The 13018-nt window shown below is 46.8% G+C and carries 13 protein-coding genes; 9 read left to right on the top strand and 4 right to left on the bottom strand.

What is annotated here, in order from left to right:
• The first annotated feature begins 10 nt into the window (after window positions 1-10).
• The 4 genes from CXK86_RS22390 (at window position 11) to CXK86_RS22405 (ending at window position 4792) form a co-directional block, all read left to right on the top strand.
• Entirely contained in the window at window positions 11-1573 is a 1563-nt protein-coding gene (locus CXK86_RS22390; protein WP_083684894.1) for a glycoside hydrolase family 32 protein, read from the top strand.
• An 84-nt stretch (window positions 1574-1657) separates the two neighbouring features.
• Window positions 1658-3142: an alpha/beta hydrolase family protein gene (locus CXK86_RS22395; RefSeq protein ID WP_076253543.1), complete on the top strand. Its 1485-nt coding sequence runs from the start codon at window positions 1658-1660 to the stop codon at window positions 3140-3142.
• 26 nt (window positions 3143-3168) lie between these two features.
• Window positions 3169-3570: a MerR family transcriptional regulator gene (locus tag CXK86_RS22400; protein ID WP_076253544.1), complete on the top strand. Its 402-nt coding sequence runs from the start codon at window positions 3169-3171 to the stop codon at window positions 3568-3570.
• A gap of 166 nt (window positions 3571-3736) precedes the next feature.
• A complete protein-coding gene (locus CXK86_RS22405) occupies window positions 3737-4792 on the top strand; it encodes a serine hydrolase domain-containing protein (RefSeq protein ID WP_076253545.1) in 1056 nt (351 codons plus the stop codon).
• Between the two features lie 85 nt (window positions 4793-4877).
• Here the strand turns inward: CXK86_RS22405 and CXK86_RS22410 are convergent, their stop codons facing one another.
• The 4 genes from CXK86_RS22410 to CXK86_RS22425 all read right to left on the bottom strand — a co-directional run bounded on the left by CXK86_RS22410 (window position 4878) and on the right by CXK86_RS22425 (window position 8216).
• Window positions 4878-5555, bottom strand: a complete 678-nt coding sequence (locus tag CXK86_RS22410; RefSeq protein ID WP_076253546.1) for a succinylglutamate desuccinylase/aspartoacylase family protein — start codon at window positions 5553-5555, stop codon at window positions 4878-4880.
• A 96-nt stretch (window positions 5556-5651) separates the two neighbouring features.
• Entirely contained in the window at window positions 5652-6620 is a 969-nt protein-coding gene (locus CXK86_RS22415; protein ID WP_076253612.1) for an ABC transporter ATP-binding protein, read from the bottom strand.
• Between the two features lie 22 nt (window positions 6621-6642).
• On the bottom strand, window positions 6643-7443 hold the full coding sequence (locus CXK86_RS22420) for an ABC transporter permease (RefSeq protein WP_076253547.1): 801 nt from the start codon (window positions 7441-7443) through the stop codon (window positions 6643-6645).
• Window positions 7440-8216: an ABC transporter permease gene (locus CXK86_RS22425; protein WP_036606839.1), complete on the bottom strand. Its 777-nt coding sequence runs from the start codon at window positions 8214-8216 to the stop codon at window positions 7440-7442. The genes CXK86_RS22420 and CXK86_RS22425 overlap by 4 nt, the downstream gene beginning before the upstream one ends.
• Before the next feature lie 305 nt (window positions 8217-8521).
• Here CXK86_RS22425 and CXK86_RS22430 point away from each other — a divergent pair, with 305 nt between their 5' ends.
• The 5 genes from CXK86_RS22430 to CXK86_RS22450 all read left to right on the top strand — a co-directional run bounded on the left by CXK86_RS22430 (window position 8522) and on the right by CXK86_RS22450 (window position 12913).
• Window positions 8522-9373, top strand: coding sequence for a DegV family protein (locus tag CXK86_RS22430; RefSeq protein ID WP_036606840.1), 852 nt, complete (start codon window positions 8522-8524; stop codon window positions 9371-9373).
• Window positions 9374-9525: 152 nt separating this feature from the next.
• A complete protein-coding gene (locus CXK86_RS22435) occupies window positions 9526-10242 on the top strand; it encodes a response regulator transcription factor (protein ID WP_282320191.1) in 717 nt (238 codons plus the stop codon).
• Window positions 10239-11171 carry a sensor histidine kinase gene (locus tag CXK86_RS22440; RefSeq protein WP_101314583.1) on the top strand — a complete coding sequence of 311 codons (933 nt, stop codon included), beginning with the start codon at window positions 10239-10241 and terminating at the stop codon, window positions 11169-11171. Before CXK86_RS22435 ends, CXK86_RS22440 begins: the two co-directional genes overlap by 4 nt.
• Before the next feature lie 127 nt (window positions 11172-11298).
• On the top strand, window positions 11299-12222 hold the full coding sequence (locus CXK86_RS22445; RefSeq protein ID WP_101314584.1) for an ABC transporter ATP-binding protein: 924 nt from the start codon (window positions 11299-11301) through the stop codon (window positions 12220-12222).
• A complete protein-coding gene (locus tag CXK86_RS22450) occupies window positions 12215-12913 on the top strand; it encodes an ABC transporter permease (protein ID WP_076319681.1) in 699 nt (232 codons plus the stop codon). The genes CXK86_RS22445 and CXK86_RS22450 overlap by 8 nt, the downstream gene beginning before the upstream one ends.
• The last annotated feature ends 105 nt before the right edge of the window (window positions 12914-13018 follow it).

Below are 13018 nucleotides of genomic sequence, written 5' to 3' on the forward strand. Positions count from 1 at the left end.
TGAAGGACATATGAACCAGGAACGACACGAGAAGCAGGAAATAGACACAAGGCAAGAGACAGACCTTGGACTGACGAGTTCTTCGGCTCAAACAAAGGAGAGGTATACACTCGCCCGGGCCAACGCATATATCAAGGCGCATCGACATCAGGTTGATCCAACCTATCGAATGGCCTATCATTTGATGCCAGAGGTGGGCTGGATGAATGATCCCAACGGCTTCATATACTTCGGTGGGATGTATCATTTGTTCTATCAGCATTATCCCTATGAACCGGTATGGGGGCCGATGCACTGGGGCCATGCGGTGAGCCGTGATTTGGTTACGTGGTCTTACCTGCCTGTTGCACTGGCGCCCGATCAGAGCTACGACAGTGGAGGCTGTTTCTCCGGAAGTGCAATCGTGCAGGATGGCAAGTTGGTGCTGATGTACACGGGACATGTCGTGACTGGACCTGACAAGGATAACGATTACTTGCAGACACAGAATATCGCTGTCTCGGACAATGGGATTGATTTTGTCAAAAGCACGATGAATCCGGTCATTCGGCTGGATCAGATTCCGGAGCATACGAGTACGAAGGACTTCCGTGATCCGAAAGTGTTTGAACGAAACAGTGTGTACTATTGCGTCCTTGGATCGAATGATGCTGCGGGCAAAGGTGTCATTCTGTTATACCGCTCAACGGACTTGCTGGATTGGAGTTATGTCAACATTATGGCCCAGAGTGACGGGACGCTTGGCGACAATTGGGAATGTCCCGATCTGTTCACACTGGATGGCCGAGATATTCTGATCATGTCTCCGCAACGCATGCCTGCTCAGGGAGATAACTATCGCAACTTGCATTCGACCGTTTATATGATGGGAACGCTGGATGAAGACCAGGGTGTGTTGAAGTACGAGCAGTACGTTCCGTTGGACTGTGGCTTCGACTTTTACGCACCTCAGACGATGGAGGATGCACAGGGACGACGAATCATGGTGGCTTGGATGGATACGTGGGAAACGGAAATCCCGACACAACAGTCCCATGCCTGGGCTGGAGCGATGACGTTGCCAAGACAATTGATTCGTAGGGGAGAACGATTGATATTCCAGCCTCTTTCCGAACTTATACAGTACAGGTCGGAAGGCACCGAGCAGTATGGTATACATTTAAATGGTGATGAACATGATTTTGATCTTGGAATCAGTGGAGACCGTTACGAACTGTATGCTGTATTCGAAGCGGAACAGGCACAACACTTTGGGTTAAAGCTGCGCACGGGTGAGGATGAAGAAACCGTGATTTCCTATGATGTAGAGCAGCGTCGTTTATGCTTGAATCGCGAGCAGGCCGGACAAGGGCCGGGCGGAGAACGAGCTGCAACAGTGGAACTGCTTGACGGGAAACTGGAACTTCATATCTTTATGGATGTCAGCTCCATTGAGGTGTTCATTCAGCAGGGGGAGCAAGTGATGACAGGACGGATCTATCCTGGGCCGAACTCAACAGGTATTAAGGCTTTCTCGTCCGGAACGTGCACGTTGACCGAACTTCGGAAATGGGATTTACGAATTCGTCGATAAAATCTTTTCTAAAATACAGCCTTGACCTTGAAGTATACTTCAAGGTTTATTCTTTTTTTATCAAGAAATATTGGAGGCTGAATAATGAGAATTTTAGAATGGATTTTGGTAATCGTGACAGTTATTAGCGCAGTGGTTATTTGGGTGGCTCCCAAACATCGGGTAGTGGGGGGCGGTACGTTGTCGGCACTGGCACTGGCTATCCTTTTGCATGGGGGAATGGATCATTTTCGTTTGCAGTTGCTGCCTACCTATATCGTGGCCTTTGTTTTACTGATTGTATTGTCCGTTCAATTATGGAAGTCACGGCGCAATATTCAGAATACACAGAAACAGAAACAGAAACGTCGATCGTGGTTCAAAATCATTCTGGCATCCATTCTGGTGCTGGCTCTTAGTGCAGGTACAATGGTGTTGACGTCGTTATTCCCTGCATTCACGATGCCCGAATCGACGGGTTCATTTGCCATAGGAACCTTTTCGCAGCAGTTAACGGATGATTCCCGGGAAGAAACGAAATCGGTTGAACCGGGCGACAAGCGGGAACTCATGATCAATGTCTGGTATCCTGTAGATCAGGAAACAGCCAAAGGATTGCCGCTAGAGCATTATCCTGCCGAATTGGGAGAGGCGATCAGCCTGGTATTTGGTATTCCACCAGTGGTATTCAGTTACCTTGACACGATTCCGACGCATGTTGTTAAAGGTGCCGAGGTATCTGCCGCACAGAGCAAGTATCCTGTTTTACTGTTTTCACCAGGGATACGTTCTACTCGCTTTCAAAGTATGACCGCGATTGAGGAACTTGTGAGCAACGGCTACATTGTGGTTGGTATCGACCATCCGTATACATCTGCACAAGTTACATTCTCGGATGGCGATGTCGCTTCTTATCAGCCGGACCCTGACTTCCCAACCTCCAAAGAACTATATCAATATAATATAAAAGGTATAGGTATTCGTGCAGAGGATGCAAGCTTTGTACTGGACACTCTCACACAGTGGAATTCACATGATCCGAATCAATTGCTCGAAGGCAAGCTTGATCTGGATTCTGTCGGTATCTTTGGTCACTCCTACGGCGGTGCAACCACGGCGGAAGCGCTGGCTCAGGATGACCGTTTCAAAGCAGGACTTAGTTTGGAAGGCGGTTTCTGGGGTAAAGTATCCACAACAGCCTTGAAACAGCCGTTTATGTATATCATGTCGGGTGGGACAGCCAAAAGTCTGGACCCGGACGCCACTGCCAAGGATAAAGTATTTTATCCCGAGTTTGAGCCTGATTTGGATCGGGTGATGTCAAACAGTCTTAATGATACCTATTATCTGACAGTGGAGAATTTATTTCATCAAAGCTTTACGGATATTTCGTTAATTTCACCAAAAATGTTTGCCAGAGGCATGACGCCAGAACATAATGTGGATATAACCAGATCCTATGCGCTGGCATTCTTTGACCGTTATCTGAAAGGGAAAGAGCAGCCATTGCTGCAAGGGTCTTCAGCACAATTTCCCGAGGCCACCTATGATGCCACATATACTAAGATACGCAACGAACAAACACAATAAATCTGCAGAAGGATGGAGGCGTAGGTATGGAAACCATGACAAGAGGAATGTTGGCCAAGCGTACCGGTGTAAGTATGGCAACCCTCCGTTATTACGAAGATAGTGGAATTCTTCCTGCTCCCCGTCGTTCCTCCAACGGATACCGGGTGTATACTGAGGATTATTTGGTGAAGATTAAATTTATTAAGGATGCCCAGTCGCTGGGTTACTCTCTAAAGGAAATACAGGATACGTTACAGTTACTCAGTCAGGAAGACATGGAAAAGGAAACGTTAAAAACCCTTGTACGCGAACGCATCACTGACATTCAGAAGCATATTGACCATCTGGAACAGCTGCAGATTAATCTGGCACGACTGTTGCATACACCGGAGGACGATATCGACAATTATATTCAATCGTTCAGGGTGCAAAAGAAAGAGCCGTAATCGCGGCTCTTTCCCTGTTTAGCAGAAAACAGGAGTTGACTAACGAGCAGGGATTCGGAGATTTAGAAAGAATACATAGTGTAGTTTGCCAATACATAATGGTGTTTAACGTGATTTCAATAATTTCAATAATGAAACTCACACCACAAAAGGAGTAACATTTTCTATGAGGGATTTGCAAGGTTTTGTATCCGATTACATCAAAGGAAAGAAACATCTGCATCTTGAGATTGGCGTTATTACAAAGGGAGATATCGAATATCATTCATTGGGCAATCCCAAAAAGAAGAGCGTGGCTTCTCCTGAACACAGGTTGTTCGAAATCGGCTCTGTAACCAAAGTTTTTACATCGATCCTTCTGTTAGAATTGGAACGTGAACAGCAGCTTTCTACGGATGACACGGTTGGCAAGTACATATACAACGCTAAAAACGATTATTTGAATAAGGTTACCTTAAAAAGTCTTGCTACGCATACCTCTGGATTACCCGGAGTTGCCACAAACCTGTCCTCGAAGAAAAATCGATACAATCCGTATTCAAATTATACGGAGGATGATTTACTTGCTTTTTTATCGGAAGCTGACTATACGGATCAGATGGGTTCATTTGAGTACTCCAATACCGGTGTGGGCTTACTAGGTTATATCCTATGTAAAGTATCAGGCAGTACATATGATGATTTGCTGAAAAAATATATCACAGGTCCATTAAACATGACGGAGACAGCAGCTATGCTGAATGCAGAACAGAATGGCAGATTTGTGGACGGACATACGTCAACGGGGAAAAAGATGCCTCACTGGGATACGGGTGTACATGAAGGCGCGGGGGCGATCAAGTCATCTGTTCACGATATGAGTTTATTTGTTCAAGCCAACCTTAATGATGATCATCCGATAGCCTCTGCAATACAAAAAAGTCACATGCCTGTGATGATTGGAGATTCAACCCATCATTACGCTTGGTTCAGTGATAACATCTCAGATCAGAATATACTCTGGCATAACGGTGGCACATTTGGTTTCTCCAGTTATTTAGCCTTAAACAAGGAACAGGGTATAGGCATCGTATTATTGTCCAATTATTGTTTTGGATCAGCCTCAATTGTGGATGAGTATCTGGATGCGATATTCAAGTTTATAACTAAAAAAGACCTTTATCCACTTATGCCGCTGGACCCTGTGGGTAATAAAATACTGGAAGCCATGATGCAGAGATAAAAAAAACCTCCAATAGTGAGCACCTAAAGATGTACATCGGCGCTCTCTGTTGGAGGTTTTTTTCGTTCTATCTTAATAGTCTTGATCATGACATACCCGCTTCACGCAGAAAATGGTGCACAATCTTCGTCTGATACTTGATACGAGTCGAGCGTTTCAGACTCCAACAGGTCTCCACCGTGACGGAACGGGCTTGTAATACTCTTGAAGCCGCTGTACGGGCAGATCCCGGCAATTCATGCTGCTTGAGGTTAAAATGACGATCACGAATTTCAATCGACCGATTCATCTGTTCGATAACTCTTCTGCAAGCTGGAATCGTCCGACTGCCGGGATTAGTGATCAACGTCTGTCTAAGCACCCTTGAACTAAGCTGTGACAGGCCGTTGGCTTCATGCAGATCGAGCCACCAGTCGGCCCGATGTTCACGCGCCAGCTGAAAAACTGCCGCAGCGAGCGGATGCTTTGCCTTGCCTGACATACGGCGTGGAAACGTACGATTCAGATCTGGCTTGCCTCTGATTTTCTTTGCGTAGGCTTGCTGGTTCACGCGTGGCACGATAATTAACAGCCCTCGCTGAATGGCGTGACGACCTGTCGCAATATCATCTGCGAGTTTTTGCGCAGCGGCCATACTCGCTGTTTCATTCCCGTGAACCCCGGATGTAATGAACATCACGGGTCCCGGCATCATGCCACGTACAATGAAGTAGGGAGTAGCGTGTATGGTGGATGCTAGAAGGACATGTTTGGTTACAAGCATGACGCTTCACCTCCGTTATTAAAGTACGCCATGTCCCTCTTTCATGTAACGGCGTAAGAACAGGTCTTCATCCTATTTCCTCACAAAATGGGCCGACTAATACACCCGATGAATGATATCTTCAAAATCGGGTTCTTTCATCTCTACATCTTCGATCTCACCCCAGTGCTCCAACTGTTTCAGAATGTCCATTGTGCTCCATTCCTTCCGGTTCACTTCGACGGTGACAATCTGTCCTTCCACTCCAGTAATATGTATCGCGGACGACACAACATCCGGAATGTGAAACGCTCCCCGGAACGTTACCCGAATCAGCGTAGGTAGTCCAATGGTTTCGCGAAGTGACGAGATCGTGCCGTCATATGTCAGTTGACCATGGTTAATCACCATGACCCGGCTGCATAACTGCTCAATGTCGTCCATGTCATGTGTGGTCAGCAAAATCGTTTTGCCAAACGTTTCATTTAATGTTCGTAGAAATTGACGAATGTTCCGCTTTGCGTTCACATCCAGTCCAATCGTTGGTTCATCGAGAAAAAGCAGTTCGGGATCATGCAGCATGGAAGCTGCGAGATCGGCACGCATGCGTTGCCCAAGCGAGAGCTTGCGGACAGGCGTGGCCCAGAACGATTCAAGGTCCAGCAGCTCGGCGAACTGGGACAGCCGTCTCTTTTTGTCCTCGGCACTGACACCGTACATCTCGGCTAGAATATCATATGAATCTTTCACGGGCAGATCCCACCAGAGCTGACTGCGCTGTCCAAACACAACGCCCAGTCGACCAACGGTCCTGCGCCTGTCCTGATGCGGGTTCATACCGTCAAGGCTTACCTCACCCGAGGTTGGGTGCAGGATACCTGTCAGCATTTTGATCGTGGTAGACTTGCCAGCCCCGTTCGGACCGATGTAACCCACAAATTCCCCTGGGCCGATATCAAAACTGATATCGCGTACCGCGTCCTTGGACACATATTCACGTGAAAATAACGTACGTAGACCGGAGAAACGTCCTTCGCGAATAACAGGAGTTTTGAATTCCTTTTGCAGATGCCTTGCTGTGATCATGTTCATGATTCGTTTCGCCTCCTTAGCTACCTGTACTTTGATATTTGGTCATGCCAAATTGCCAGAAACGCAGACTTGCAGCCAAACTTAGTACGGCAACCGCTGCAACAGCAACAAGAATCCACGCTCCTCCTTCACCCCGTAGCAGGTAAAGTGACGGAATGTAGTTGACGAATCCCACGGGAATCACCGTTAGCAGAATGCCAGACATCCATTTGGGATATAACGTTAGCGGATATTGGGCAGCCGTTCGTGCGGCATCTTCAGTGATCGTCTGTAATTCCTCAATACGTGTGGTCCAGAATCCCAATGTGGCGGTAGCAAGTCCGATGGAAAAGAGAATGACTGCACCGGTCAGGATAATGAACAGGGAGAAGGGAATGGCTATCCAGCCAATCTGTCCGCTATGCATCATGCCTGCCAATGACCAGCAGAGAATGAACCCGCCTTGCAGGACTTCCCCAGCCATGATGCGGAAGTTTTGCGGCAGCAGTGCCAGCAATACGGGTATGGGACGAGTTAACAGTTGATCAAGCTCACCATTAACCAGGTATTTTTCCAGATGGTGAACCTCATTGCCAAATGTGCGATACAGTGTTTTGGATAACGTCATGATGGCAAAGAGATAACCGATCTCATGGAGGGACCAGCCTTTAATTGCTCCGAATTTGTGCAGCACGAGAGCAACCATCAGAAACTCGGAGATCTGAATTAAAGCGGCCAGTACGGACGCCATGATGAAATTGAACTTGTATTGCATCCGACTGCGGATGCTTGTTCGAATGAGCATTTTATATAAATTGAACCAGGAAGTTCGCTTCATCCGCCTTGTACCTCCACTTTACGACGTAACACTTGGGTAATCGCAAGACAGATCAACGTCATAAAGACACACCAAAGCAAGGTTCCCCATAACAAGGAGCCATCTTCGAAACCAAGATAGATTCGGGTAGGTACATAGAGCAGGAAAGGGTAGGGTGATATCCAGGCAAGTTGTTCAAGCCAGTTCGGTAGCCATTCCAGCGGAATGAAAAAACCAGCCAGCAGATTCATCATCGCGTGATTGCCCCAGTGAAGCCAAGAGGACTCCGTGGTCCACATCGACGTAGCACCAATGATGTAGTTCATACAGATGGATAAGTATGCGGCGCCGGCAAGACCAAGTGCGGCATAGAATAGTGTTGAAACGTCTGAGGGCCAATGCAGGGAAAAGACAATGGAGAAGAGCAGGTAGATCGGAATACTTTTGTACACGAACTGGTAGGCAATCTGCCCCCATTCGCGTGCCATCAGGTGGGTGAACAGATGAACAGGCCTCATCAGATCCAGTGCGATCTGCCCTGTCCTGACGGATAAGGGAATACCCAATCCGTTCGTGAGAAAACCCGAGATCCAGAGAGAGGATTGCGTGAACGCAATGTAACTGATCATTCCCTGTGTCCCATATTCTCCGAGAGTATGGTCGGCCCCGATGCCGATCCAGAGGCAGGCATACATGTAACCAAACATGGCGCTTGCCAAGTTATGTACCATGTGTGCCCCGCGGTATTGCAGATTCCGGGAGTAGGCTTTGGAAGCCAGAGTGAAATAAAGCATGTGACACCTCCGATAAGTGGATTGAACGGCGTTTCCGTTCACTTCAGTCAAGGCGAAAAAGAGAGAAGGACAACAGCATACCAATTTATTCCTTCACAGGCAAGACATTTTTTTAGCTAATAATGGTATTAACAGGGGTGTTCATGATTGCGCCACAAGACAACAGTCTGTCCGTTCATTTATAATTGAGAGGTAGTATCGCAAACGTTTACAATGTGAAATATTCAAATTTTAAATAAACCGCCGGGCTTGTGCTTGACGATTGAGGATACAGAACGAACAATCCGGCAAGAGAGAAGGATGTCATGAAGAAAATTGCATGGGTCACCGATAGTACCAGTACACTGGATCCCGTTTTTGCGGAGCAAAATCATATCTACATCGTACCGCTGCGCATCGTATTTGGAGAGGAATGTTACCGGGAAACCGATGACATTACATCTGAAATGTTCTATGAGAAACTTGCGGAGGCTTCACGTGCGAGCAGTTCGCAGCCACCCATTGGCGAATTCATTGAACTGTATGAGTCGCTCAAAGACAAGTACGATGAGATTATTACGATTCATTGCTCTACAGAGCTTAGCGGAACGCTGCATACGTCCATGCAGGCTGCAGAGATTGCAGGAGTGACGGTGACCGCAATTGATTCGAAGGCAGGTGCCTATCCTCACCGTGAGATGATTATGCAAGGACTGGAATGGCAGAAGCAGGGATGTTCAGCTGCCGAGATCAAAGTAAACATTGAACAGATGATTGATAACATGTCTTTTTACCTCATACCGGCCAGTCTTCAACATCTTCACCGCAGTGGACGAGTGTCGGGCACACAGCTGATCATCAGTCAACTGCTCAAGATCCATCTGTTGCTTCGATTTGAAGAGGGCAAAGTGGTTGTGAATGAGAAGATTCGCACGTTCAAGCGGACAAAAGAGCGCATGCTGGATATGCTCAAGCTGGATGTGGAGAAAGTAAAGCATGTGTGCATTATGCATGCGAACAATCAGGAAGAAGCCGTCACGATCAAGAAGCAGATTGCCAATCTGCTCCCTAAATTAAAGACCGAAATCATGCCGTTTATCCCTGTGGTGAGTATTCATGCAGGTGCAGGAACCATTGGACTGTGCTGGATACACAGCGAGAACGGATATAGAGACTAGAAGCACCAGCATTGATCTACAGACACTCATAGACCTGGCAGGAAACACACTTATACCAAAGTGGTGCTCCTGTCAGGTTTTTTCGTATGTCATTGCCAATTCAAACAAACTGTGAGGTAATAAAGAAAACTGTTCATGTTGGAGGGAAACATGTGTTAAGTCACCGCTTGTTGCTTGTTGAAGATGATCGTTCAATTAGTGAGATGGTCGGGCCGTACTTGGAAAAAGAGGGCTACGACGTCACTTATGCATATGACGGCTTAGAGGCAGAACGTCAGTTCAGCCAGTCACAACCCGGGTATGATCTGGTTATTCTGGATCTGATGCTGCCCCGCAAAAGTGGGATGGATGTGCTGCAAACCATTCGGGCAGTCAGTCTGGTACCTGTGCTCATTCTGTCTGCGAAGGATGGGGAGGTGGACAAAGCATTAGGTCTGGGGTTCGGTGCAGATGATTACTTGAGCAAACCTTTCTCGTTAATAGAACTGACTGCCCGCATCAAAGCTGCGATTCGCCGCGCCAATTATACCACTCCGCCTGTGGCTGAAGTGGCTAAGGATCAGCGTATTCACATTGGAGGACTTGTAGTTGACATGGAGACGTACGAGGTGGAGCGTGAAGGGACACCCGTCAAACTGACATCCAAGGAATTTGGAATTCTGAAGCTGTTGGTTACCCATCCTGGCAAAGTGTTCACCAAGGCCCAGATCTACGCTTCCGTCTGGAACGATCATTATTATGGAGACGAAAATATCATTAACGTACATATGCGTCGTCTGCGTGAGAAGCTGGAGGCAGATCCTTCGGCTCCCCAGTATATCAAGACACTCTGGGGCATCGGGTATAAGCTGGAGGCGGAGCAGGGATGACACTGATTTTTGCCATCACGACGGGTATTCTGGCCATTGCCTTCATTGTATTGTGGTTGAAATTCCGGAAACGCACCCAACACCTGTCCTATATTCATCAGAAAATATCCGCTATTTTGGATCAAGGCACCTTTGAGCGTTTGCTTGTATTCAATAGTGATGACCAAGTCAGTCAGCTTCTGAAAGACATGAACCAGCTGCTGGATCATGCGCACCGCGCCAAAGCAGGGTATGCAAACCAGGAGAAGGAGATGCGTAATATGCTCTCCAACATTTCGCATGATCTGAAAACGCCACTCACCGTTGTGCTGGGTTATAGCGAGACCTTGCTGCACAGCCCATCATTGACCGATCAGGAACGGAATATTATGACGGAGAAAATACAAGATAAGGCGCAGGAAGTGCTGCGTTTGATCCATTCCTTTTTTGATCTGGCGAAGCTGGAATCTGGAGACACGGAGCTAGTGCTTAGTCGAGTGAATATAAGTGAATTATGCCGGTTGAAGATGCTTTCCTTTTATGAAATGTTGACGAATCTGGGATTGCATGTGGAGCTGGAGATACCTGCGGGTGATATCTTCGTGCAAGCGAATGAAGAAGCATTGGACCGTGTGCTGGATAATCTCATTACCAATGGAATGAAATATGGAGCAGAGGGTAAGGTACTGGGGCTTTCACTTGATCATGCGATAGGTGCACCTGTGACGCTACAGATCTGGGACCAGGGAAAAGGGATTCCTGAGAGCGAGCATAGCCGTGTGTTTGAACGCATGTATACACTGGAGGATTCCCGCAATCGACTCTATCAAGGCAGTGGCCTGGGTCTGACCATTACGAAACGGCTAGTTGAGCGGATGGGTGGAAGTATTCACTTGCATAGTGTGCCACATCAACGGACTGTATTCTCGGTTACCTTAAAGGCTTGGTAGACCCTGCGTTGGCGTGTCCGGTCAGACTTAAGGTTTTTGTAAGATTTGATTAATAAAAAAGAAGACTTTTCTCTTTACAATATAGATATAGGAACCCGGACAGGGGACGTAAAGGAGAACAAGGACGATGAATTATATCGCACGAACAATAGATGTGACCAAAGTATATGAAGGGGTGGAGGTTGTATCCAACGTCAATATGAATATTAAGCAAGGTGAGATCTATGGATTCCTCGGTCCAAATGGTGCTGGTAAAACAACCATCATGAAGATGCTCACCAATCTCGTCAAACCAACCACAGGGGAGATAGAACTGTTTGGGGAGAAGCTTACGCCGACCTCTTATGAAGTGCTGAAGCGAATGGGCAGCATTATTGAATATCCTTTTTTCTACGATAGGCTGTCTGCTCGCGAGAATCTGGAACTTCACTGTGAATACATGGGATTCTACAACAAAAAGATCATCGACAACACGATGGAAATGGTAGGGCTGAAGGATATAGGCAAGAAACCGGTCAAGGACTTCTCCTTGGGCATGAAGCAGAGGCTGGGACTGGCTCGTGCACTTATAACCACGCCTGAACTGCTCATTCTGGATGAACCGATCAACGGATTGGATCCTGTAGGGATCCGGGAGATGCGAGATTTGTTCAAGCGCCTTAGCAATGAGTATCGCATTACCCTGCTGGTTTCCAGTCACATCCTTGGCGAGATAGAGCAGATTGCGGACACAGTTGGTGTCATTCGCGGCGGTCGCTTGGTGGAGGAAGTATCGATGGAGAGCATTCGTGGAAGTCAAAATGAGTATATCGAGTTACAGGCGGTGGATATCCGCAAAGCGACCTATGTCATTGAACACCAGCTTGGTTTGAGTAATTATAAACTGGTTGATAACCAAACGTTACGCATCTATGATCCGGGAATCATTCCATCGGAACTGAACACCAAGCTGATTCAGCATGGCATTGAGATCGAATCGATATCCAAACGGGCTCATTCCCTGGAAGAACACTTCATGAAGCTTGTGAAAGGGGATGAAGACGTTGCTTAAACTAATCAGACTTGAGATGCGGAAGCACCGTTTTGCACGTAATTTTGCAGGTGCAGGTATTGCCAGCATAGCCATTCTTCTTTTCCTGATCATGATTGGATTCGTGGATGTGGGAGCAGAAGATTATGCCTATGCCGATTACCAGACCGCCTTTATGATTATTGATACGTTTGTGAGAGCGACCTTTATCATATTTGCAGGAGCTTTATTATCCAAGCTGGTGATCAGTGAGTATAGAAATAAAACGATGAACGTCATGTTCACCTATCCCATCCAGCGTCATAAAATCATCGCTGCCAAATTGATTATCGTGTTTGGTTTTACATTTGTGATGATTATGGTTAACGATCTGTTCATGGGCTCACTATTGTTGATTGTTAATCAATTCTACTCCTTCATTCCTGAATCACTGACGAATCGGGATATATTGGGACTTCTGGTGAAGTACAGTATAAGTTCTTTATCGGCTGCGTGTATGGCACTCATTCCCCTATTCTTCGGTATGCGTAAGCATTCTGTTACAACTACAATGGTCTCGTCCATTTTGCTGGTTTCGATTGTCTGCTCCGGATTCAACGGGTCGGAAGTTTCCATTCATTCTCTTATTATTATTCCTCTGACCCTTGGAGCAATAGGGATATGGATTGCTTCGATGTCCATGGTTCGTCTGGAGACAAAAGATGTGAACTGAATCATTCGGAAAACCATGCTCTGTATGGCTTCAGATGCCATTGACATCCGCTCGTACAAGGGATAGGATAATGTCAACTGAGACACGAAGGAGAATGCAACTACC

Origin of the sequence: Paenibacillus sp. BGI2013, from assembly GCF_002843485.1 — a bacterium.
GTDB lineage: Bacteria > Bacillota > Bacilli > Paenibacillales > Paenibacillaceae > Paenibacillus > Paenibacillus amylolyticus.

Bases quoted from the DNA above. Each gene is read 5' to 3' on its own strand.
- CXK86_RS22405 (WP_076253545.1), top strand. From the start codon at position 3,737: ATGAGGGATTTGCAAGGTTTTGTATCCGATTACATCAAAGGAAAGAAA.
- CXK86_RS22445 (WP_101314584.1), top strand. From the start codon at position 11,299: ATGAATTATATCGCACGAACAATAGATGTGACCAAAGTATATGAAGGG.
- CXK86_RS22390 (WP_083684894.1), top strand. From the start codon at position 11: ATGAACCAGGAACGACACGAGAAGCAGGAAATAGACACAAGGCAAGAG.
- CXK86_RS22400 (WP_076253544.1), top strand. From the start codon at position 3,169: ATGGAAACCATGACAAGAGGAATGTTGGCCAAGCGTACCGGTGTAAGT.
- CXK86_RS22440 (WP_101314583.1), top strand. From the start codon at position 10,239: ATGACACTGATTTTTGCCATCACGACGGGTATTCTGGCCATTGCCTTC.
- CXK86_RS22410 (WP_076253546.1), bottom strand. From the start codon at position 5,555: ATGCTTGTAACCAAACATGTCCTTCTAGCATCCACCATACACGCTACT.
- CXK86_RS22425 (WP_036606839.1), bottom strand. From the start codon at position 8,216: ATGCTTTATTTCACTCTGGCTTCCAAAGCCTACTCCCGGAATCTGCAA.
- CXK86_RS22430 (WP_036606840.1), top strand. From the start codon at position 8,522: ATGAAGAAAATTGCATGGGTCACCGATAGTACCAGTACACTGGATCCC.
- CXK86_RS22420 (WP_076253547.1), bottom strand. From the start codon at position 7,443: ATGAAGCGAACTTCCTGGTTCAATTTATATAAAATGCTCATTCGAACA.
- CXK86_RS22415 (WP_076253612.1), bottom strand. From the start codon at position 6,620: ATGATCACAGCAAGGCATCTGCAAAAGGAATTCAAAACTCCTGTTATT.
- CXK86_RS22395 (WP_076253543.1), top strand. From the start codon at position 1,658: ATGAGAATTTTAGAATGGATTTTGGTAATCGTGACAGTTATTAGCGCA.